Origin of the sequence: Phenylobacterium sp., assembly GCF_013822795.1 — a bacterium.
Lineage (GTDB): Bacteria > Pseudomonadota > Alphaproteobacteria > Caulobacterales > Caulobacteraceae > Phenylobacterium.
In genome coordinates this window covers 42,596-65,182 of sequence record NZ_PNLB01000017.1, presented here as the reverse complement: position 1 = coordinate 65,182, position 22,587 = coordinate 42,596, and the positions used below count along the sequence as shown (strand labels likewise).

The window sequence follows — 22,587 nt, the reverse complement described above, 5'->3', positions numbered from 1 at the left end:
CATGAGCGTCGCGCAGACCGCGCCGCCGGCGGCGGCCAAGCGCAAGGGGCCGAAGGGCCCCACCGTGCGCCAGCGGCTGGACGTGGCCGCCAGAGCCGTCGCGGCCATCGTCGTCGGCTACGTCTTCGCGGCGCTCTCGACCGCCGTGCTCGCCCGGTTGCTGCCGGGCGGGCCGGAGGAAGCGACCATCGCCGCCACCCTGCTGTCGTTCGCCGTCTACACCACCGTGGTCGTCTGGGCCTTCGCCGACCCGAAGACCTGGCGCGTGTGGCTGGGCCTGGCTGCCGGCTGCGCGGCGCTGGGCGCGGTCCTGTGGATCTCGCTGATCGTGGAGCCGCGGCTATGAACGGGTCCTTCCGCCAATCGATGGCCTGGCTGCACACCTGGAGCGGCCTGCTGGTCGGCTGGGTGCTGCTGGCGATGTTCCTGACCGGAACGGCGACCTACTTCCGCCCCGAGATCACCCGCTGGATGGAGCCGGAAACCGGCATGCCGGCGGACTATCACATCGCCGCGGCCGGCGCGGCGGCGTACCTGTCGAAGGTCGCGCCGGACGCCAAGAGCTGGTCGATCACCCTGCCCAACGAGCGCCAGGCGACGGCGAACGTATCCTGGCAGCCGCAACCCAAGCCGGGCGAAGAGGAAAAGCCGCGCCGCCGCGGCCGCAACCGCGACACCCAGGCGACCCTAGACGCGGTCACCGGCGAGGTGGTCAAGCCGCGCGACACCCGCGGCGGCGAGTTCTTCTACCGCTTCCATTTCCAGATGCACTACCTGCCGGTCATCTGGGGCCGCTGGTTCGCCGGCCTCTGCGCGATGTTCATGCTGGTGGCGATCGTCTCCGGGGTGATCACCCACAAGCGCATTTTCAAAGACTTCTTCACGTTTCGGCCGACCAAGGCGGCGCAGCGCTCGTGGCTGGACGCCCACAACATGACCGCGGTGCTGGCGCTGCCGTTCCACGCGATGATCACCTACACGGGGTTGGTCACGCTGATGGCGCTCTACATGCCCTGGGGCGTGCTCGCGAACTACACCTCCGACGACGCCTACTTCAAAGCCGTGTTCCCGCGCGCCGAGGAGGTCGAGCGCAGCGGCGTGCCCTCCCCGCTTGCGCCCCTGCCCAAGGTGCTCGACGAAGCCTCCAAGGCTTGGGGCGGCGGCCGGCCCTGGATCATCAATGTCAGCAATCCCGGCGACGCGTCGGCCCGTATCGAGGTGACCCGGCACTCAGGCGACAAGCTGTCGTACCGCGGCGGCTCGCTGACCTTCGACGCCAACGGCAAGCTGCTGTCGCGCTCGCCGGAGCCAGGTCCGGCCAACGTCACGGCCGGGGCGATGTACGGGCTGCACATGGGCCGCTTCGCCGAGCCGGTGCTGCGCTGGGTCTACTTCCTCTGCAGCCTGGCCGGCTGCGCCATGGTCGGCACGGGCCTGGTGCTGTGGTCGGTGGCCCGCCGCCAGAAGCTGCCCGATCCCGAACGCCCGCACTTCGGCTTCCGCCTGGTCGAGAAGCTGAACATCGGGACGATCGCCGGGGTCCCGGCCGGCATGGCCGCCATGCTGTGGGCCAACCGCCTGCTGCCGGCCGAGATGGCCAATCGCTCGCCCTGGGAGGTGCACAGCATGTTCATCCTCTGGGGCGGGATGATCCTCTACGCCTGCCTGCGGCCCAGCAAGAAAGCCTGGATGGAGACCCTGGGCCTAGCCGCGGTCATGGTCGCGGCGTTGCCGATCGTCAGCGCCGTCACCACGCCGCAACGCAACCTCTTCGCCAACGCCATGCGCGGCGACTGGGCGATGGTCGCCTTCGACCTGACCCTGGTGGCGCTGGGCGCGCTGCTGGCCTTCTGCGGCTGGAAAGCGGCCCGCTACAAGCCGGCAGCCAAGCCCAAGCGCAAGGCCCGCGCCACCGCCATCGCCTCGGAGGCCGCATGACCCACCTCGCCATGCTGCTGTTCGCCTATGCCGGCTTCGTCGGCATCTGCGCCTCGATGGCCAAGCATCAGCCTGAGCTGCTGGGCGCCAAGCTCGAGCCCGTTCGCCAGCGCCAGGTGCGCTGGGGCGGAGCTGCAGCCCTCGCCGCCGCCTACGCCTGCGCGGTGCTGGCCGACGGCTGGAAGTTCGGTTCGGTCGAGTGGGTCGGGGCGATCTCGCTGGCCGCGCTGACCCTGACCCTGGTCGCGCCCTATCGCCCCCGGCAGGCCGCCCAGGCCGGCGCCGGCGCGGCCTTCGTCGGCGCGATGCTGCTGGCCAGCGCCCTGTTGCTGTCGGTCAAGTAGGAGTCCCCGCGATGAGCGCCGTCACCGCCGCGCCCAAGACCAACGCCGCCTTCAACGTCGAGCGCGTCACCCACGTCCATCACTGGACGGACCAGCTGTTCACGTTCCGCACGACCCGCTCGCCGGCCCTGCGCTTCCAGAGCGGCCAGTTCGTGATGATCGGACTGCAGGTCGAGGACAAGCCGCTGGTCCGCGCCTATTCGATCGCCAGCCCGCATTATGCCGAGGAGCTGGAGTTCTATTCGATCAAGGTCGCCGGCGGCCCGCTGACCTCGCGGCTGCAGAACATCCAGGTCGGCGACGAGGTGCTGGTCGGCCGCAAGCCGACCGGGACGCTGGTGCTGGACGCCCTGCTGCCGGGCCGTACGCTCTATCTGCTATCGACCGGCACGGGCCTCGCGCCGTTCCTCAGCCTGACGCGCGATCCGGAAGTCTATGACCGCTTCGAGCGGGTGGTGGTCACCCACACCTGTCGCGCCGAGGCTGACCTCGGCTACCGCGAGATGCTGGAGACCTTGCACGCCCATCCTGAGCTGGGCGAGTTCGTCGGCGAGCGGCTGAGCTACTATCCGACGATCACCCGCGGCGCGTTCAGGACCCAGGGGCGGATCACCGAGCTGATCGAGTCTGGGAAGATGAGCGCCGACCTCGACCTGCCGCCGCTGGATCCCTCGAACGACCGGATCATGGTCTGCGGCGGCCCACCGATGCTGGCCGACCTGCGCACCCTGCTCGACGCACGTGGCTTCGCCGAGGGCTCGATCGCCGAGCCCGGGGCCTATGTCTACGAGAAGGCCTTCGCCGGCTAGCGAGGCCGGCGGAGGGGCCAGGCCCCTCCGCCACTCCGTACCGCTTAGAAGCGGCCTTCCAGGGAGACGCCGATCGTCCGGAACGAGTTGGGCGAGAACGCCTGGTCGTAGTTGCCGGGGATCAGCGGATCGCCGAACACCAGGGCCGGGAAGCGCTCGTCGAACAGGTTCTTCACGAACACCGACGCGCCCCAACGATCGCCGGCGCCGCGGAAGCCGATCCGGCCGTCCAGCAGGCCGTAGCCGTCCATCTGCAGCTTCGGATCCGGCGAGGATGAGGCTTGCATGTCGGTCCGGTAGTTTGCGGCGAACTGGACGTAGCCCTGCACGTCCGAGGAGACGTCCCAGGTGTATTCGCCCGACAGCACGAACTTCCACTTCGGGGCGTTGGCCAGCTGGTTGCCATCGACGTCGCAGATCGCCGGAGCGCCGGCGACGCACGGCACCAGGAACGAGCCGTAGGTGGCGTCGTTGTAGATCACGCCGCCGTCGAGACGCAGGTTCGCGGTCGGCTTGCCCGAGGCGTTGACCTCGACGCCGCGCACATAGAGGTGGCTGGCGTTGCCGAAGACGAAGGTCGTGAAGCCGTCCACCCGTTGGTAGAACTGGGCCTGGAAGTCCTGGAAGTCCTGGTCGTAGGCGGTGATGTCGAGCATCAGGCGTCGGTCGAACAGCGAGGTCTTCAGGCCGACGTCGATGCTGATCGGAATTTCCGGCTTGATGACCGGCGAGCCGTTGGTCTCGCCGGTGTTGGTCGCCGCGCCCTTATAGCCCTTCGCATAGGTCGCGAAGATCAGGGTGTCGGTGTTCGGCTTGTACTGCAGACCGATCCGGTAGGAGAAGTTGTCGTCGGCGACCCGCACGGTCGGCTTCTTGCCCAGCGGCTGGGTGAAGCCCGGAATGGCGATCCCCTGGCTGGGATCGACGCCGATGGTGTTGTTGGTGCGCAGCAGGTCGTAGGTCTCGCGCGCGCCGGCAACGATTGCGAACTGGTCGGTGAGGTTCAGCGTCGCCTGGCCGAACAGCGCGTAGCTGATCTGGTTGACGACCGACAGGTTGGTCCGGTTCGCCTTCAAGCCCAGCGCCATGAGGGTGGCGTTGCCGAGCTGACCGGCCTGATTGGTCCGGGCCTTGTAGTTGTAGTTGTAGTAGTAGGCGCCGAGCACGTACTCGAACCGCCCGCCGGCCGGCGAGGCCAGACGCAGCTCCTGGCTGAACTGGTTGTCGAAGTCGGTCGAGATGTTGACGTTGAGCGCGTTGATCGGCAGCGCGTCGGAGTCGTTGTTGCTGTAGCGCGAGAACTGGCGGTCGGCGGTGATCGAGGTCACCGTGTAGTCGCCGATGCTCCAGTCGACCTGGGCCGAGACGCCGTAGCTCTCAATCCGCCGCCCGAAACCGCCGTCGATGCAGAGCTTGGTGTTCTCCGGTCCGGGCGTGACGCCGCACGCCGTCAGCAGCGGGGTCAGGCCGCCGGCCGAGAGCGAGGTCCAGACGGAATTGCCGCCGTGATCCTTTTCGTAGTCGGCGATCAGGTTGACGCTGATGTTCTCGGTCGCGTCCCAGAGCAGGCGGGCGCGGACGCCGAGGTTGGTGTAGTCGCCGACCGTGCCGCCGCCCTTGTAGAGGTTGCGGGTGCGACCGTCCTGGCTGTCGCTGAAGGCGCTGATCCGCAGGGCGGCGCTGTCGCCGATCGGCAGGTTGGCGACGCCGCGATAGGTCTGCAGGTTGGCTTCACCCAGGTCGACGCGGCCGCTGAACTCGGTCAGGCCCATACGCGGTTCGGCGGTGACGATGTTGATGACGCCGGCCGAGGCGTTCTTGCCGAACAGCATGCCCTGCGGGCCGCTCAGCACTTCGACGCGCTGGACGTCGAACAGAGCGCCGGAGGGCGGCACGAGTTGCCCCTGAACCACGCCGTCGACCACCACGGCCACGCCGTTTTCGGCCGAGCGGGTGTAGGTGTTCGTGCCGACGCCGCGGATCGAATACGAGGTCGAGGGGCCGGCGTTGAAGCTGAGGGTCGGGACGGCGTACTGCAGCTCGCCGACATTGGTGATCGCACCGCGGTCGATCTGGGCCGCGCCCACCACCGTCACCGCAACCGGGACGTCGAGCAGACGCTGCTCACGCTTCTGCGCCGTGACGATGACCTCTTCCAGCGCCACCGGCTCGGCCGCCTGCGCGGCGCCCGCGCTGACGGCGATAGCGATCACGCTCGCCGAAGCTGCCCAAATCCTACGCGTGTTCCCCCCTGGGTTGCCCCGCCGGCCCCGTTGCGGGACTCATCACGGTCGGCGTACTAATAAACAGAACGTTCTGTCTGTAAATATCGATTACATCCTTTTCGCATCAGGTGTTGCGCCGCTGCGGCAGGGGAACTGGAAGGCCTTGTGGAATCAGACCGACAATCGACCACCGCCGCGCAGGGCGTCCGCGCGGCCACGGAAAACAAGCAGATGACTGAAGCAGGTCGGCCGAAGGGCCGTCGCCGCTCCCAGGCCGAGCGCAGCGCCGAGACACGGTCGACGGTGATCGACGCGGCGATCCAATGCCTGTTCGAGGTCGGCTACGCGGCCACCACCACCAGCATGGTGGTCGAGCGCGCCGGGGTCAGCCGGGGGGCGATGACCCACCAGTTTCCCAGCAAGGTCGATCTGATGGAGGCGGTGGTCGCCACGGTCTACGACCGCGAGATCGAGGACTATGAGGCGCTGAGCGGCGGCGGCCGGTCGCGCCAGGCGTTCTTCGACTTCCCTCGCAGGACCTGGACGGTGCTGAGCCGCCCGCCCGCGGTGGCGGTGACCGAGATCATGATGGCCTCGCGCTCCGACCCGGCCATGGCCGAACGGTTGCGGGACCAACAGAGCAGGATCGACGAGAACGCCCGAAAACGGGTCGAAGCGTTCCGCAACGAGAGCGGCGTCGCCGCCTCGCCGCTCGGCGGCCCGGCGATTCACCGCCTGGTCGTCGCCGCCGCGCGCGGGCTTTCGATCGAGGCGCTCTACAGCCAGGACGACGAGAGCATCGATCAGGCGGTCGACCTGCTCTGCCAGATCATGACTCTGCTCTACCCGCCGTCCGACGGCGACTGAGCGCCGTCAGGCCGAGATCCAGTGCTTTGAGAGGATGGTGCGGGCGGTCGGGCTCGAACCGACACTCCTTTCGGAACCGGATTTTGAGTCCGGCATCGAAACACCAACACATTGATTTTTCTCGACAATTTTTCAAAATTGCCGGGAGTGTGTAAGAGAGTGTGTAAGTCGGCGGCCCCCGAAAGTCCAGCCAACCCGCGCGAGTGGGGGGCGCGTGGCCACAGTAGATCGCCGTCCTCAGACCGGTTTTCGAGTGTTAGCCACGGGCCACCGGGGCGCTTAGGTCACCGCAACAGTTCGGTGCCGGAAGAGTCCTGGAACTAGGTCCGGCTCACCGTCGCCGCCAGCGCTTCTCCTCGCCGCCCCAACGGGCGCGCCCTCGCCGACGTCGATGCGGTTTGAAGCCAACATAGAGGACACCCACCGCCGCCGCCGCGCTGAACGCGGCCGCAGGAATCATCCAGCCGTCCGTCTGCTTGCCAAGGCTGACAGAACCAAGGGACGGCGCGATTGGGCTTCGGGAGTAGGAGGACGCGGTAACACCCGAGTACCCTCTGCCGCCCTCAGGGCCACCGTCGCTGCGCAGCAGGTCTCCAAGCGATCGTCCATTGAGTTCACAACGGGCTACGATGCGATCGTAGCTTTGATGCTCGGCGACACAGGCGACCTCCCGGCGCATCGCAAGCCCCTCGAGCGCCCTCTTCGCCGCTGGTCCTTCAGGGGAACTGAGTTCCGGCGCAAAGAAGTCGGCCAGGCGAACCTCAACCCATTCCGATCCGGTGGGCCCAACATCTACACAGAGGCTGTCGCCATCGCCGACGTACACGACCGGTCCAGAGAAGCTCACGCCTGGTGCGAGGTACCCAGGCAGGGCTCCGTTGTCCGGGATCGCGTGGCAAGGATCAGCCCGCGCCGTTTCGGCCAGACCTAGACATGCGACTGCCAGTGCGAGGGTTTTGAATCGTCCAGAAACAGTACGCACAAGGTACGCGGAACTAGCCATCGGTTCCCCCCCTGCTGGCGCAGGCGCAAAACAGTACAGCTACGCTTGAAAAGTCCAAACCTCCGGGGTGCCGAACGGCAAAACCTCCCCACGCCCGAGCGCCGTTCAGGGTGATCAACGATCACAAGCGTCTAGCCCAGTTCACTGCCACGTTGTGTGCCTGTCGACTATCGACCGTGTCCGCTTTCCGTGTGCGTTTTGAGAGGCCGGCATGGACACTGAACCGGGCGACTTCGCTCTCGCTATCTCGCGGTACTGCCGCGTTCGATTGCCTCGAGCTTTCACGATCGAAGAGGCTCGAAGCCTTCAGGACCACCTAGTCCGCGCATGGAACCGAGCCGAGGGACCGACTCGGCGTGGCCGCGGCTACGACTGGGTTGATTTGGCCCGGAAGTCGGGCGTCTCCCATGAGCGGATCCTCGCTGGGAGGGACATGATTGTTCCGCTCCTCGCTGCACATGAGCGCGCGTTGACTGAGCAGCCCAGGCCAGCGACCTCCTCAATCCCTCCTGCTACGGCCAAGGAAGTCGGCCGCAGCCGATCGGCGTTGCCACGGGGGGCCGGAGCCTTCGCTCGTGCGCTCAATCATGAAATGAGCCGCCACGGAGACAGCAGTTGGACACTTCATGCTGCGATCACCGGCCCCGACGACCTTCTCGACAAAGGCACGCTGCGAACCTGGCGGCGGGGGCAGAAGCAGCCTCAAGCCGTCGAAAGTCTCGCGCTGCTCAATCGAATTGAGCAGCGCTACCAACTTCCGGAGGGATACTTCCAGGAGAAGCTCGGGCCACGGCCACGGGCGAGCGCTGGAAAAACCCCCGAGCTCAGCGCGTCAGAGTCTCGGCGACTGGCTTGGCACCTGCCTGACGACTTCGCCTCTCGGCCGGCAGCGGAGCGAGCGAAGATCCTCGAATGGGTTCGCCGGGTCATCATCTCGGGAAGCACCGACTATCGCCGATATCACAGCGAGACGGTCAAGCAGCGCTTCGGGATGAGGTTTGACACGAGCAGGAGGCAGAACGACCTCGACGCGCCTCCGCAGCTAGACGAGGAAATGAAGGACCTCGCCGCCTTCAAAAGCTCCACCCTCACCAGGGCTGGCTTCAAGCGCAGCGGGGTCTGGAACGAAGCCACGGCGGCTCAGAGGACTGAACACTTCGGCCTCCTTTTTGGAGCGCTTGCAGCCGCCCCTGAGGGCGACATTCGGGGCTTGGGCCTTCCTGCGGCCGACCTGACGTTCGGCATGCTTCTCTTCCCTGCTGTTTGGGACTGGTACGTCCAATGGCGTGAAAGGCGGCGGGGCTTCTACACGAGCTGGGAAGCGGAAATGCTGCTCCTCGGAGCTGCGCTTACGCGCGCCGAAACTGGCTGGCTAAGGCAGCGCCGAGACATCGCCGATCGGCTTGTGCCCATTGAAGGCCTCGTGAGTCAGGACGAGGTCGAGGTCGCCAAGGCCAACTGGGATCAGGCCTGCGATCAGCTAAACAAACACGCAGTGGCGAGAGCCAAGGAAATCGAACGTGTGGCCCGCGTCCACCGGGACCCGTTCGAGCCGATCCTCGTGATCTTAGAAGCCGACAGCCCGCTGGCTGAGTATCGCAAGATCACCGAGGAGATCGTTCGGCGCATGCCGGACCCCAAGCGGTACCCGAAGCCCCACGCCGAGGCCGTACGCTCGTATCTAATGCTCCGTATTGGCCTTCATTCCGGCCTTCGCCAGAAGAACTTGCGGCAACTGCTCGCCTGTCGTCGGGACGAGCGGCCCCTCACGGAGCGTCAGTTGATTGAAGGGAAACGCGGCGAGCTGCGGTGGAACGATCGGGAGCACGGCTGGGAGCTCTTTATTCCCTCGGTCGCGTTCAAGAATTCCAGCTCTTCCTTCTTCGCCAACCGCCCCTTTCGGCTCGTCCTACCCGACCTGGGCAATCTCTACGCCTATATCGACTACTATCTGGAGCGAGGCCGCGGATTGCTCCTGAGTGGATCACGCGACCCCGGCACGCTCTTCATTAAGACCGTGAAGACCACGAGCCGAAATGCGAGCTACACCCAAAGCGGCTTCTATGAGGCTTGGCGGCTGGTGATCCAGCGATATGGGATCTTCAACCCCTATACGGGCAAGGGTGCGATCGAGGGGCTCCTGCCGCACGGCCCGCACAACATCCGTGACGTGCTAGCGACCCATGTGCTCAAGCAGACCGGCTCCTACGAGCAGGCGAGCTACGCGATCCAAGACACCCCCGAGATGGTCTCCCAGCACTACGGCCGTTTTCTACCTCAGGACAAGGCGGCGCTGGCGGCACAGGTGCTCAACAAGGCATGGGCCTAGACCGTCACCTATCCGTACGCGGCGGCTCAGGCGGGATCGCCAAGGGAATAGGCCGTCGCGAGCCACGCCGCGGCGTCCTTCGCCGACGAGATAACTCGCTTAGAAATCAACAGTTTGGCGAGATCGCCCCTAGCCCAGACGACGATCGCGTACTTATCCTCCACGATCGCCCTATGGGCCTGGTCACCGAGGTAGCTCGTCGTGACCAACACTCCGAATTGCCGGTGTCTCAGCCCTGAAATGAGCCACGAAATCGCGTCGACGCCCAGGCCAGACGCCTTGCGATAGCACTTTGCTTCCAAAGCAAAATCTCCGGTGACGCAGTTATCCGGCAGTCCAATTGGATATCGACCGATAGCGTCTCGGCCTCGGTCGAAATCGAGGATTGTGCAACCCGTTGAAACTCGCGGCCGGCGGGCGGGTCTTTCACGTTGTGCCGTGTATCCTTTGCGCCTTAGAACCGCCGTCCGCAGTCGTCGACTCTGATGGCTCCCCCTTAGGTCCCCATGTCTGAAACGCCCGCCGATGATGTACTGCGCTCGCCTTGGTTCGGACCGGGTTGCGACGCGAAGCAAGCTGGCGCGATGGGCCTACGCCCCTCGGGAGGCGGCGGGCATCAATCGAAGACAATCATGCTCGCTGAGCTAGGGGCATTTCTGCGGGCCGTTGAGGAGCACGGCGTCGAAGCGGCGCAGAAGCTCATCGTCGATGAAAACCTCCTGGGGAAGTCTTCGGATGCGGCCCGCGACAGCGCGGTGGCGAACCTCAACAAACTCTACGCCCTGAATAGACCGCCTCCGATCACAAGGGCGATGGCGAGGCTCTGGCAGTCTGATCAGGTGGGGCGGCCCTTACTTGCGATGCTGTGCGCACTGGCCCGGGACCCTTTGTTCCGAGACACGGCCGATACCGTGACTAACGCGCGGTTCGGCGATGGCGTGAGGTGGCCCGCTCTTGCTGATGCTATAGCGGCAAAACACCCTGACAGGTTCAGCCAAGCGATGCTCAAGAGCATGGCCCAAAATTGCGCTTCGAGCTGGACCCAAAGCGGCCATCTTAACGGTTTGCGCAACAAGGTCCGGCAGCGTGTTGAGGCGACGCCAGAAGTGGTCACCTTTGCTGCCTTGATCGCAGAGGCCGCGGGCTTCGGAGGGCCTGGGATACTCTCCTCTCCATGGCTCACCGTTCTGGACGCCGGAGAAGAGGAGCGGCTAGGCTTGCTGCGCCGGGCGCAGGGGCGGGGCCTGGTCCGTGCTCGTCATGCCGGCGCGGTCTTTGAACTCAAGGTTTCGCCCGATCTGACGGCTGATTTTGCATAGCTTCGACTCTCTCGTGAAAGCGTTCCGACGGCAGGTGAGTTTGCCCTGGCGCGGTGACGTGCCCGCGTCTGGTCGGGTGTGGATACTTTGGTACGACCGAACCCTTGAGCTTCGTGTAGCCGGCCAATGGCCGGTGTTCGAGCAAGAGACGTCAAGAGCCGGACACGGTTGGCACAGCTTGGATGCCGGTTTGCTTTTTGGTCGGTGGCTGGCGGCGCACGAACTCCGCGACGCCGTAATGGCGCAACCGGACGAACTTGGCTCCATCCTCCCGGAGTTTGAAGATCACGTAGTCGAGCACCTTACGACCGTTCTTGACGCAGCTGGCCCAAACGATCTGGTCGGGATGCGGCGGTGTGGAGCGCTGTTTGGATTGGCTAGTCTCTCCAAAGTTGTTGCGAGAGCTGAGGCGTCGGTAAAAGGGCGACTCATGCTGTCCTTTGCAGGGCGGTACGAGGGAACGGGTTACCGGCTTCTCGATGCCCGGCCAGGCTGGAACTACCACGCCGTCCCGATCCCATCTGAGCCTGCTTGAGGCTCCTCTAGCTCTCGAAGGCGCGCCTGTGCTCAACAAAGAAGTCTTCCACACCGACCCGGCGCAATACCGCCTGGCCAACCAAGGCGTGGCCAAGCTCGTAGTGCCGAGCCCTCCTGAGATGCAGCAGGTCTTGCGGGGTGAGCTTTCGACGTTTGTGTGTGACGGCCGCTACGCCGAGGGTCTGACCCGCATCCTAGAAGCCTTTCTCGGGGGTGTCGGAAAGGGCACGGCGCCGGCCGTTTGGGTCTCCGGCTTCTATGGGTCCGGGAAGTCCCACCTAGCCGCCATGCTGGCCGCATTGTGGACCAACGTGCAGTTTGAAGACGGCGCAACGGCCGAGGGCCTCATCCAGCACAAGCCGGCGCCGGTGGTGGCAGCGCTCACCGAGTTGAAGGCGGCGGGAAAGCGCAATGGCGGCCTCTTTGCCGCTGGCGGGTCCATGCCGGGTAGCCATGCCGATCCCGCCACGGTGGCGCTGGGCATTATCCTCAGAGGTGTTGGGCTTCCGGAGACCCCGCGCGAGGCTGAGATCGCGTTCTGGCTTGAGGATGAAGGCATCCTTGACGAGGTGCGGTCGAAGTTGGGAGCCACCTTCAATGCGGATATTCGGCGAGCCGTGCTCTCGTCGCGCTTTGCAGACGCGGTGCTGGCGGCGAAGCCGAGCCTAGGCAAAGACGAGGCGGAGCTACGGGACCGGCTGAAGCACAGCTTCCCGGCGGTCAGTTCGATCAGCGACGATGACCTGGAGCGGCTCGTGCGGCGCGCGCTCATGTCCGGCCGAGAGAAGCTCCCGCTGACCTTGCTGATGCTCGATGAGGTCCAGCAGTTCATCAACAACGATCCGGGCCAGACCCTGAAGGTCCAAACCATGGTCGAACGGCTATCGAGCGCCTTCGACGGTAAGCTCCTGGTGGTGGCGACGGGCCAGCAGGCCCTGAACGACATCCCTGACCTGCAGAAGCTCCTGGGTCGGTTCCCGGTCACGGTCGCCCTGGGCGACAGCGATATCGACACGGTGGTTCGCCGGACCGTCCTGCAGAAGAGGCCGGAGGCCGGTCCCAAGATCAAAGCGATGCTGGATAGCCATGCCGGCGAGATCAGCCGCCACCTGGACGGCAGCCGGTTCGCCCATACGGTGGAGGACAACGACGCCGCAGTGGCGGATTGGCCGCTGCTGCCTTCGCGACGTCGGGTGTGGCACGCCATCCTGGCCGAGTTGGATCAGCAGGGTCTGAAGGGCAACCTGCGCGGCCAGCTTCACAGCACGTTGGCCGCCGCCCAACGCTACGCGGATCGCCCGCTCGGTCACGCTGCACCGGCGGACTTCCTCTATGAACGGATCAGCGATGACGCGGTGAAGGGCAACTTCCTGCCGCGCGAGACCAACGAACGGATCGAGAAGCTTCGGGCCGGTTCGCCGCGTGACCAGCAGAAGGCCCGCATCCTCATGCTGATCTACATGCTGAACCGCATCTCCGGGGACGCTGAACGTCACGGCGTCCGGGCCAAGGCGGAGATCCTGGCCGATCTCATGATCGAAGACCTCGCGGGCGAGCCCGAACTCCGCGGCGCCATGCCAAGCCTGCTGGCCGAACTCGCTGAGGATGGCTCGATCCTGGAGGTTGAGGGCGGCGAGTGGCGCCTGCAGACCAAGGCCAGCGCGGAATGGGAAGCCGCCTTCCGGGACGAGAAGCGCAGAGCCAGCAACGACCCTGCCGCGGTCTCGCGGGGCCGCAATGAAGCCATCGACAAAGCTCTCGGTCTGGCGCTGTCCGGCGCCGGTTCAGTCAACCAGGGTCGGGCCGCTGCTAAGCGCGACATCCATCGGCTGACCGCCGATCAGCCCGCGCCAGCTGACGGGGTGCCACTCCGCATCCACAACGGCTACGCTGAAGACCTCACGGCAGCCGAAGCGGCGATCAAGTCCGCCGCGACCACCGATCCCGCAATACACCTGCTCATTGCGGAGACCCAGGCTGCGGAACTCCGCCAGGCCCTGGAAACTCGGCTGGCTGCGGAGGCTGTGCTGGCGGCGAAGGGCGTTGGCGCAACTGAAGATGCTGGTGAAGCGCGGGCTGCTATGGAGAACCGGCTCCATCAGGCCGAGCAGACCGTTAGAGACATCGCCAAGGCCGCGGTAGCTAAGGCCAAGGTGCTGCAGGCGGGAGGAACGGAGGTCGGCGGAGCGCCGGCGGAGGCCGTTAAGGCCGCTGCCCTCCGTTCGGCAGCGCGTCTCTACCCTCGGTTCGAGGAAGCGGATCATCCGGCGTGGGGAACGGCCTTCACGCGCGCCTCCCGCAAGGAGCCCGACGCTCTCAAGGCCGTCGACCATACCGGCGAGCCTGAGGCCCATCCCGTCGCCAAGACGATCCTTGCCGACCTCGGCCCCGGCCGCACGGGACGTGACATACGTTCCAAGTTCCAGGCCGCCCCGTTCGGTTGGCCGCAAGACGCCATCGACGCCTCGCTGCTCGTGCTCTCGACAGCCGGCCGCGTGCGGGCCACAGGCGAGGATGGTCGTCCCGCCGATCCTGCCGGCTCGCCGCGTCAGAAGTTGCCGGGAACCACGTTCCGAGCAGAGACGGTCGTCGCGACGGCGTCCCAAAAGATGGCCGTTCGGAAGCTGCTCGATGCCGCCGGCGTTCCGTATGAGACCAATTCTGAGGTCGCCGCTCTACCGGCTCTGTTGACCGCGCTTGAAGGCGCTGCGCGTTCATCTGGCGGTGACGCGCCCGCACCAGCCGCCGACGTCATTCCAAACGGCGCGGCGTTGCGGACGCTCGTCGGGGCGGACCTGCTGGTCAAGTTGGCCGAGGCCGCGCCAACGCTCACGGAGCGGCTGACGGCCTGGCGGAGCGCGGAGCGCAAGATTTCGGAGCGCCTCCCACGCTGGCGGCTGGCTGAGCGTCTCGTGCGTCTAGGGGCCACGGATCAGGAAAGCGCACTGGACGCTGTTCGCACCACCCGCGCATTGCTGGCCGATCCGGACCCTGTAGCGCCACTCGTGCAAGGCGCAGCCGAGAGCCTGCGCCTGCGCTTGAACGAGGCGTGGACCGCGTGGGAGGCCGCATGGGCTGCGGGCCAGGCGCGTCTGCACGACGACGGGCTGTGGGGCCGCCTCACAGCGGATCAAAAGCACGACATCCGGTTGCGGACAGGGCTCCTTGAAGCCGAGCGCCCTAAGGTCGACACGCCGGAGGCCGTTGCTGAGGCCCTCGAACGCCGCAGCCTTGAGGCTTGGCAACACGCCAGCAAAGCGCTGCCTGCCCTCATTGGGGACGCCTTAGCGGAGGCGGCTGCCGAATTGGAGCCAAAGGCCAGGTCGGTGAAGCTGCCGGGTGGTCTCATCAAGAACACGGCTGAGCTGGACACCTGGCTCGCGACGGTGCGTGAGCGCCTGGTCGCCGTCTTGGGCGACGATAGCCCCGTCATTCCCGAGATTTGAGTGCCATGACCGATCGTTTCCTAGCCACGTCCCTGCGCCGCGCGCTGGAGCGGGACATCAAGAAAGCGCGCGAGATCGCTGAGGAGGGCGTGACCGCCGCCATCGAGCGGCTGGGCGTGGCTGAGGCGGTCGCCCCAGGTCATCTCGGCGATGATGAGAAGGCGGCGCGGCGGCGACTGCGCGCCCATGCTCGCGCGCTGGGCGACATCAAGAACTTGGATGGTGGCCACACCGTCGATCATCTGGTTGAGGCGGCGGCCTATGCCCAATGGCACCGGCGGCTGTTCGCTCGGTTTCTGGCCGAGCGAAACCTGCTTCGGCATCCTCAGCATGGCGTCCCTGTGACGCTTGAAGAGGCCGAGGAGTTGGCCGTCGAAGAAGGCTACATCGACGGCTGGTCGGCCGCGGAAGCCTACGCGGCGAAGATGCTTCCTGCGGTCTTTCAGCCGGACGACCCCGTCCTGGCTCTGACCTTGGCGCCCGAGCACGAGCAAGCGCTACGCAAGCTGGTGTTAGGTCTCGATGTCGAGACCTTTCAGGCGGATGACGCCCTCGGTTGGACCTATCAATTCTGGCGCGCGCTAGAGAAGGAACGGGTCAACAAGGCCGGCGGCAAGATTGGGGCGCGGGAACTGCCGGCCGTAACTCAACTCTTCACCGAGCCGTATATGGTGAAGTTCCTGCTGCACAACACGCTGGGGGCTTGGTGCGCCGGCAAGGTGCTGGCGGCGCGGCCCGACCTGGCAGTTAGCGCGGCGGATGAGGCGACGCTGCGGGCGGCGGTGTCCCCGCCGGGCTACGAGTTCGACATGCTGCGTTTCGTGCGCGAGGGCGAGGATGGCCGCTGGCGTCCCGCTGCCGGGTCCTTTCCTGGTTGGCCGCGCGCGGCTGCCGAAGTTAGGGCCCTCGATCCGTGCTGCGGCTCGGGCCACTTTTTGACTGAGATGCTCGCGATCCTCTCCGCTCTCCGAGCGGAAGAAGAAGGATTGTCAGACGCTGAGGCAGTAGCGGCGGTGCTGCGCAACAACCTGTTTGGCTTGGAGTTAGACGGTCGCTGCGTTCAAATCGCTGCATTCGCCGTGGCGCTAGCGGCCTGGAGAATTGGTGGCTTCCAGCCCTTTAGTTCCGAGCAAGTCCACATAGCCTGGGTCGGTGCGCCGCCGCCCTTGGAGCGAGGACAGTTTCTAGAGCTTGCAAATGGGGACGATGAGCTCCGCCACGCGCTTGCTGGGTTGCACGACCTCTTTGCCCAGGCACCACTCCTGGGTAGCCTGATCGAGCCTACGGGCGGAGATTTGATGAGCCCGCAGCGGCTCGGCCAACTGGAGCCACTGCTGGATCGCCTTGTCGAGAAGACCCGCGCAGCGGAGCCGGAAAGAGCGGAAGGAGCTGTCGCGGCTCGCGGCATGGCCGACGCAGCTTCGATCCTCAGTCAGCGCTTTACGCTTGTGTCGACTAATCCCCCCTTCCTCGGGCAGGGGAACTACAGCGCCAGCCTATTCAGTCTATTGCGAGATCGCCTCCCCAATTCCAAGGCTGACCTTTGCGTTGCTTTCCTCGAGCGATCTAGTTCTCTCCTTGAGAACGGGGGCAGCTCCGCGATAGTGAGTAAGCAAGAATGGTGCTTTCTCCCTACGTTCTTGAAATTTAGATCAAATCTCCTGTCCAAGCTAACCTTGAACGTCCTCGCGTTCCTTGGAGAGGAGGCTTGGGAAGCATTTGGGCAGCGGGGGCCGAAGGCCACTCTGTCGATAACGACGAAGAGCATCCCTGATGTGCGAGCAAATCACGTGATGTTCGATCTAACCAATGTTCCGGTTAGAGAAGAGAAGATTGCCCGTCTGTTCCGCGTTGACGGCGGGATTTTTGACCAAGTCGATCAAGCAAAGAACCCAGGCGCCCGCATATCTAGCTCAGGCTTGTCCGAAGGGGAGCCGCTTGCCAAACACGCCACTGTCTTCAATGGCCTTGTAACAGGCGATGGACCGAGGTTTCAGCGCAATTTCTGGGAAATCATCATGGGGGGGAGCGGCCCTTGGGTGTTCCAACAGAGCGCGGCGGAGCCGGGTAAAGTGCATTCCGGAATGAGTGGCGTTGTGCGCTGGGACAGCGCGTTGAAGGACTTTGTGAACGAGCGTCTCGACGGCAATGTCGGCGCGTGGCTGCGCGGATTGGATGCATGGGGAAAGCTAGGAATAGTTGTCTCGGGGATGAGATATCTTTCAACAACCTCATATGAGGGGACCGCCTTTGACAACAACTGCTCGGTCATTGTTCCGAAATCAGACGATGTTCACGCGGCAGTGAGCGCCTTCTGCGCGAGCGAGGAATTTCCGGTTGCGGTTCGACGGCTTAATCCGAAGACCAGCGTTACCGACGATACATTTGTTCGGGTTCCATTCGACTTGGAGAGGTGGAGGCAAGAGGCTAGCCTCAGATATCCAACAGGCCTTCCTGCTCCCTATACGGACGATCCGACCCAGTGGCTGTTCCACGGCCACCCCGCCCAGGCGGAAATCGGCACGCAACTCCACGTCGCGCTGTCGCGGCTCGCTGGCTACCGCTGGCCGGCGGAGAGCAACCTCGACATCCGGCTTTCGGCCGAGGCGGGCGAATGGATCGCCAAAGCCGCCGACCTGCCTGGAGCTGACGCCGATGGTCTCCTTCCGGTAGTCGCCGTGGGCCCAGAGCGCCCGCTGGCCGACCGGCTCCGCGATTACCTGAAGGTCGCCATCCCCGGCTGCGACGAGGCGCGCCTCGTGCGAGAGGCGGACGAGCGGATCGAAAAGAAGGCGGGCAAGGACCTTTCGCTGGAGGGCTGGCTGCGCGACCGCGCCTTCCGCCAGCACAGCGCGTTGTTTCACAATCGCCCGTTCCTCTGGCAAGTCTGGGACGGCCAGCAGGACGGCTTCTCGGCCTTCCTGCACTACCACCGGCTCGACCATGCCGCCCTACAGAAGCTGACCTACACCCTTCTCGGCGCTTGGATCGCTCGCCGCGAAGCCGAAAAGGATGAGCGCCGGGTCGAGGCCGCCAAGATGCTGAAGCAGAAGCTGGAGGCGATCCTCGGAGGCGAGGCACCCTACGACATCTTCGTCCGCTGGAAGGCGCTGGAGGAGCAACCAGTCGGCTGGAACCCGGACTTGGACGATGGCGTCCGCCTCAACATTCGGCCTTGGGTGGAGGCTGGCGTGCTGCGCGAGCCCGTCCCCAAGGGCATCAAGTGGGGCGTCGACCGTGGCAAGGACGTCGCCTCGGCGCCGTGGTTCCCGCTCGAGAAGGGCGAGCGCAACAACGACCGCCATACGACCTTGGCCGAGAAGCAGGCTGCACGGGAGGCGGCGAGCGGCAAGGTCGGCGCAGCGTGACGCCGCTCGACGCCCTCATTGAGGCGCTGGAGGTCGCGGGTCGCTATGACCCGGATGTTCAGGCTCGCCCTGAGGCCGTGGTCTGGTGCGATCCTGACGCGAGCTTTGGTCCGGTAATGCCCATGTTGCGGGCGCGCCTCCTCAGATTGCACAGCCTGGGCGGCCACGATCCCGCAACTCAGACGGCGCCGGCCTTCGCTCTACGGCTGGTGACCGAGCGGGCCGAGGCAGCGGGCGAACCGCCTCCCATCTTGTGGTTGCCCAACGTGGGCCGGGAAGCGCTTCGGGCCGCGGGGAGCTGTCCTGAGGTTCTAGAGCCATTGGCTTGGCTGGCGGTGGCCGGCGCGTTCTTCGGGCATGTGAACGGCAAGGACTGGAGCCTCCGCGCCTTTCTGACCGCCGAACGCGGTCCCTTGCGGCTCAGCATCGCGGATGGCGCCGACGCCAAGGAGGCCCTGGCCCTAGCGGCGCCACACCTCTTCGCGCGGCCAACCGAGACCCTTGCTCGCCATTTCGACGCTGAAGCGCTCCACGCCTTGTGCGCACCGGACGTGGTCGCTGACATGCTGGAGTGGATTGAGGGTCGTCTGTCGCCCGAGGTCGATGCGGCCCGCTTCAAGGCGTTCGCGGTGCGCGCCGCTAAGGAGCTTGGCTTCGATCCGCGCGAGCGGCCGCCTGACGAGGCCGCTCGCTTCCTGGCTGGTGCGGCGGACGGCTGGGCCCCCGTCTGGAACCGGTTTCAGGCCGGTACGGGCGAAGGCTACAGCCATGTGATCGGCGCCTTGAAGGGGGCCGATGCGCCTGGCGGCCTATTCGAGCAAAACGCCAACTTCCCAGCGGTGAACGAACGAGCTGAAGCTCAACTACGCGCGGAGCTGCTCGGCCTTTCTTCTCTTTCAGCGCCCAAGGCGGCAGAACGCATCGCTGAGTTGGAGGCGGCACACAGGTTTCGCCGGGATAGTATTTGGGCGAGGCGGGGTGAGGCGCCGCTGGCGTGTGCATTGGCGGGCCTCGCGGGTGTCGCCAATGCGCCAGCTTGGCCTCATGCGGACGCCGCCAGCCTTGCGAAACACCACGTCCAGCATGGCGCTGCGATCGATGGAGCCGCGCTGATGGCATTGGCGTCGGCGCCGGGTGAGACCGAGCGTGCTGCGGTGACGGCGGCTCTACAGGCGGTCTATCGGCCGTGGGTGGAAGAGGGCTGCAACGCGTTGCAGGCACTGAGCGCCCGCGGCGAGGTGCCGTTCGGAAACGTTGAACTCCCCTCCACAGACATCAGTGCTGTGGTGTTTGTGGATGGGCTGCGGTTCGACCTGGCTCAGCGCCTGGTGGGCCGCCTTGAGGCGCTTGGTGCGCGAGCCCAACTAGGCTGGCGCTGGAGCGGTTTCCCAACAACGACAGCGTGCTGTAAACCGCTCGTTAGTCCAGTCGCGGACCTGCTCAGCGGCGCAGGCGGCGCGGAGGACGCGCTACCGAGATCGGGGGACGGAAAGGTCGCCGACCACGCGACGCTCAGGCGCCTGATGAAGGAGCGTGGCTTCGCGTTTGAAGAGGAGGCTGCGGGGCGCCTCTGGATCGAAACCGGCAACTTCGATGACGACGGCCACAAGCTCGGCGCCCGGCTCGCCACTCAACTCGGTCAGGGCATCGAGGACGCCGCCCAATGCATCCTTCGCCTGGCGCTTTCAGGCCGAAGGGTGCGGGTCGTCACGGATCACGGTTGGTTGCTGATGGCGGGCGGCCTCCCCAAGGCCGAACTGGGGGCAGGGCTGTCGCAGCCTGACGAGAAGCGCACCCGTTATGCGCGCCTGAAACCGGGAGCGACCACCAACCACGCCCAAGCTGCTTGGAGCTGGAACCCTGACGTCCGTCTAGCGATGGCGCCGGGCCTCTCCTCATTCTACGCAGGCTACGAGTACGCGCACGGCGGTGTCAGCCCCCAGGAGTGCGTTATCCCGGTCATCGATATCGAGCCTTTGGCCGTCGCGCGCGCGGTGGAGATCACGAGCGTGGAGTGGCGGGGGCTGTGGGTGCGCTTGAAGGCATCGGGAGCAAACGATCTTCGGTTCGACCTCCGTATGCCCAATGATGTTTCCGCCGAGGGCCTATTGTCTGAACCCCGCAGGTTGGATGACGAAGGAAGGGGGGCCGCGCCCGTACCGGACAACTACGAAGGTCAGGCGGCAGTTTTGGTCGTGCTGAGCGACGACGGCCGTATATTGGCGCGTACGTCGGTAACGGTCGGGGGTTAGAGCTTGGACCTTGATGCGTTGGACCGAAAGGCCGAGAGCGCCTTTCCGGGGCATTTGGTCCGCAAGGACTTGGTGCGACGGTTCCGCGGACAATTTCCGGTGCCGACCTACGTCGTCGAGTTCATGCTCGGCCGTTACTGCGCCTCGACCGATCCGGCGGAGATCGAAGAGGGCCTGGCACTAGTGCAGTCCCAGCTTGGGGACCGAACTGTTCGGGCCGGCGAGGAGGAGCTTTTCAAGGCCCGCGCCCGCGAGAAGGGCTCGGTCAGGCTCATAGAATTGGTGACGGCGCGTCTGGACGCGAAGACGGATAGCTACCTGGCGACGCTGCCAAGCCTGCGCCTGACTGACGTTCGGATCGCCGACGACCTTGTCCGCAAGCATGAGCGGATGCTGACCGGCGGCTTCTATGCCGAACTGGAACTCGGCTACGACGCCTCGATTGCGCAAGAGAAGGGCGGACGACCGTTTGAAGTCCTGTCCATCCGGGAAATCCAACTCTCCAATCTCAGCATACTCGACGACATCGTCGGAGGCCGAGCCAGGTTCACCGTGGAAGAATGGAAGGCGCTCCTGCTGCGGAGCGTCGGCCTTGAGCCGGAGGCGCTGACGCCTCGCGCGCGGGACATGATGCTTCTGCGCATGGTCCCGTTCGTCGAGCGTAACTACAACATGGTGGAGCTGGGACCGCGGGGAACTGGCAAGAGCCACTTGTTCCAACAGGTCTCGCCCTACGCGCATCTGATCTCCGGCGGTAAGGCCACGGTGGCGCGAATGTTCGTCAACATGGCGAATGGTCAGCGCGGCCTCGTGTGCCAGTATGACGTGGTCTGCTTCGATGAGGTGTCAGGCGTTTCCTTCGACCAGAAGGACGGCGTGAACATCATGAAGGGCTACATGGAATCTGGCGAGTTCTCGCGAGGACGCGAGAGCATCCGCGCCGATGGCGGCATCGTCCTGGTGGGCAACTTCGACGTGGACGTCGCCCATCAGCAGCGTGTTGGCCATCTCTTCGGACCTTTGCCGCCCGAGATGCGGGATGACACCGCCTTCATGGATCGCATCCATGCCTATCTGCCGGGATGGGACCTGCCGAAGGTCCATCGTGACTTGTTCACGGAGCACTTCGGGCTGGTCAGCGATGTCCTTGCCGAGTTCTTTTCCCGGCTGCGCTCGCAGAGCCGCGTTAGCGCGATGCAGGATCGCGTTCGGTTCGGCGGCGCGCTCTCCGGCCGCGACCAAAACGCCGTCAACAAGACGGTCTCTGGCCTGCTCAAACTGATCCACCCCGACCCGGCCGACCGGCCGAGCGATGAGACGCTGGAGTGGGCCGTGCGCCTGGCGCTGGAGGTTCGACGTCGAGTGAAGGAGCAGCAGAAGCGGATCGGCTCGGCGGAGTTCCGCAACACTCAATTCAGCTACACCTTAGGCTTGGACGGCGTGGAGACCTTCGTCGCCACGCAAGAGGTAGGCGGCGACGATGGGATCGGAACCGACCCCTTACCGCCTGGCCAGGTCTGGTCACTCGGCCTCGGTGCCGATGACGGTCCGGGTCTCTACCGGATCGAAGTTACGGAGCAGTCGGGCTCCGGCGTCCGCATCCTCAATCAGCCGACGCCCCCGGCCTTCCGGGAGGCGGTCAATGTGGCCAGTCAGAACCTCGTTGCCCGTGCCCGCGATCTTGTGGGGGAACGGAACCCTCGCGAGCGCGAGTTCACCATCCAACTGAGGGCCTTGGACGCCGCCAGGTCTGGCTCACACACCAGTGTGGCGGTTCTCACTGCCTTGGCTTCCGCAATGCTCGGGCGCTCCATCCGCGGTGGAACGATCATTGCCGGCCACCTCACGCTCGGTGGATCGCTGGAGCCGATCCACAATGCGACAGACCTCGTGGAGCGGGCATTCGAACGAGGAGCGGAGGCCATCCTGCTCCCCGTGTCGTGCCGCCGCGCCCTGGCGGAACTGTCGGACGATCTAGCTACCCGAGTGCAGGTTCTCTTCTACGCCGATGCACGGGACGTGTTGCGGAAGGCGCTGACAACCTTATAGCCCCGAAGCGGGCCGCCATATGCCTATATGTTCATACTATCCATATGGACGGGAGCGTATCCCAGAGATATGAATACCCCATAGGGATATAACTTGCGCTG

At 65.2% G+C, this 22,587-nt stretch carries 14 protein-coding genes; 11 read left to right on the top strand and 3 right to left on the bottom strand.

Features of this window, described 5'->3' with window-relative positions:
- The first annotated feature begins 1 nt into the window (after position 1).
- Genes C0481_RS15655 through C0481_RS15640 form a run of 4 tightly spaced genes read left to right on the top strand, consistent with a single transcriptional unit; the run spans position 2 to position 3,091 of the window.
- A complete protein-coding gene (locus tag C0481_RS15655) occupies positions 2-346 on the top strand; it encodes a hypothetical protein (protein ID WP_293405451.1) in 345 nt (114 codons plus the stop codon).
- On the top strand, positions 343-1,938 hold the full coding sequence (locus C0481_RS15650) for a PepSY-associated TM helix domain-containing protein (RefSeq protein ID WP_293405449.1): 1,596 nt from the start codon (positions 343-345) through the stop codon (positions 1,936-1,938). Before C0481_RS15655 ends, C0481_RS15650 begins: the two co-directional genes overlap by 4 nt.
- The gene (locus tag C0481_RS15645) at positions 1,935-2,282 is read left to right on the top strand and encodes a DUF3325 domain-containing protein (RefSeq protein WP_293405447.1); all 348 of its coding nucleotides are present in this window, start codon (positions 1,935-1,937) and stop codon (positions 2,280-2,282) included. Before C0481_RS15650 ends, C0481_RS15645 begins: the two co-directional genes overlap by 4 nt.
- Positions 2,283-2,293: 11 nt before the next feature.
- Positions 2,294-3,091 (top strand): ferredoxin--NADP reductase, encoded by a 798-nt coding sequence (locus C0481_RS15640; protein WP_293405445.1) that lies wholly within the window; start codon positions 2,294-2,296, stop codon positions 3,089-3,091.
- Between the two features lie 44 nt (positions 3,092-3,135).
- Here the strand turns inward: C0481_RS15640 and C0481_RS15635 are convergent, their stop codons facing one another.
- Complete coding sequence (locus tag C0481_RS15635; RefSeq protein WP_293405443.1) at positions 3,136-5,304, bottom strand: TonB-dependent receptor; 2,169 nt, start codon at positions 5,302-5,304, stop codon at positions 3,136-3,138.
- Between the two features lie 177 nt (positions 5,305-5,481).
- Between C0481_RS15635 and C0481_RS15630 the strand changes: the two genes are divergently transcribed.
- Both C0481_RS15630 and C0481_RS15625 read left to right on the top strand, forming a co-directional pair.
- On the top strand, positions 5,482-6,183 hold the full coding sequence (locus C0481_RS15630; RefSeq protein WP_293405441.1) for a TetR/AcrR family transcriptional regulator: 702 nt from the start codon (positions 5,482-5,484) through the stop codon (positions 6,181-6,183).
- A gap of 1,595 nt (positions 6,184-7,778) precedes the next feature.
- Positions 7,779-9,515, top strand: a complete 1,737-nt coding sequence (locus C0481_RS15625; protein ID WP_293405439.1) for a hypothetical protein — start codon at positions 7,779-7,781, stop codon at positions 9,513-9,515.
- Between the two features lie 26 nt (positions 9,516-9,541).
- On the opposite strand, the gene C0481_RS21900 is transcribed toward C0481_RS15625, so the two are convergent.
- The gene (locus tag C0481_RS21900) at positions 9,542-10,090 is read right to left on the bottom strand and encodes a restriction endonuclease (RefSeq protein WP_363223663.1); all 549 of its coding nucleotides are present in this window, start codon (positions 10,088-10,090) and stop codon (positions 9,542-9,544) included.
- 57 nt (positions 10,091-10,147) lie between these two features.
- On the opposite strand from C0481_RS21900, the gene C0481_RS15620 reads away from it, so the two are divergent.
- Positions 10,148-10,834 carry a hypothetical protein gene (locus tag C0481_RS15620; RefSeq protein WP_293405437.1) on the top strand — a complete coding sequence of 229 codons (687 nt, stop codon included), beginning with the start codon at positions 10,148-10,150 and terminating at the stop codon, positions 10,832-10,834.
- Positions 10,835-10,985: 151 nt separating this feature from the next.
- Here C0481_RS15620 and C0481_RS15615 read toward each other — a convergent pair whose 3' ends face one another.
- Positions 10,986-11,135, bottom strand: a complete 150-nt coding sequence (locus C0481_RS15615) for a hypothetical protein (protein WP_293405435.1) — start codon at positions 11,133-11,135, stop codon at positions 10,986-10,988.
- A gap of 262 nt (positions 11,136-11,397) precedes the next feature.
- Between C0481_RS15615 and brxC the strand changes: the two genes are divergently transcribed.
- The 4 genes from brxC to brxL are packed head-to-tail and all read left to right on the top strand — an operon-like array spanning position 11,398 to position 22,486.
- On the top strand, positions 11,398-14,817 hold the full coding sequence (brxC, locus tag C0481_RS15610) for a BREX system P-loop protein BrxC (RefSeq protein ID WP_293405433.1): 3,420 nt from the start codon (positions 11,398-11,400) through the stop codon (positions 14,815-14,817).
- Positions 14,818-14,822: 5 nt separating this feature from the next.
- Positions 14,823-18,185 (top strand): hypothetical protein, encoded by a 3,363-nt coding sequence (locus tag C0481_RS15605; protein ID WP_293405431.1) that lies wholly within the window; start codon positions 14,823-14,825, stop codon positions 18,183-18,185.
- Entirely contained in the window at positions 18,182-20,437 is a 2,256-nt protein-coding gene (pglZ, locus tag C0481_RS15600; RefSeq protein ID WP_293405429.1) for a BREX-1 system phosphatase PglZ type B, read from the top strand. Before C0481_RS15605 ends, pglZ begins: the two co-directional genes overlap by 4 nt.
- Before the next feature lie 3 nt (positions 20,438-20,440).
- Positions 20,441-22,486: a BREX system Lon protease-like protein BrxL gene (brxL, locus tag C0481_RS15595; RefSeq protein ID WP_293405427.1), complete on the top strand. Its 2,046-nt coding sequence runs from the start codon at positions 20,441-20,443 to the stop codon at positions 22,484-22,486.
- Positions 22,487-22,587 lie beyond the last annotated feature (101 nt).

Bases quoted from the DNA above. Each gene is read 5' to 3' on its own strand.
- C0481_RS15640 (WP_293405445.1), top strand. From the start codon at position 2,294: ATGAGCGCCGTCACCGCCGCGCCCAAGACCAACGCCGCCTTCAACGTC.
- C0481_RS15650 (WP_293405449.1), top strand. From the start codon at position 343: ATGAACGGGTCCTTCCGCCAATCGATGGCCTGGCTGCACACCTGGAGC.
- C0481_RS15605 (WP_293405431.1), top strand. From the start codon at position 14,823: ATGACCGATCGTTTCCTAGCCACGTCCCTGCGCCGCGCGCTGGAGCGG.
- C0481_RS15655 (WP_293405451.1), top strand. From the start codon at position 2: ATGAGCGTCGCGCAGACCGCGCCGCCGGCGGCGGCCAAGCGCAAGGGG.
- C0481_RS15625 (WP_293405439.1), top strand. From the start codon at position 7,779: ATGAGCCGCCACGGAGACAGCAGTTGGACACTTCATGCTGCGATCACC.
- C0481_RS15645 (WP_293405447.1), top strand. From the start codon at position 1,935: ATGACCCACCTCGCCATGCTGCTGTTCGCCTATGCCGGCTTCGTCGGC.
- C0481_RS15620 (WP_293405437.1), top strand. From the start codon at position 10,148: ATGCTCGCTGAGCTAGGGGCATTTCTGCGGGCCGTTGAGGAGCACGGC.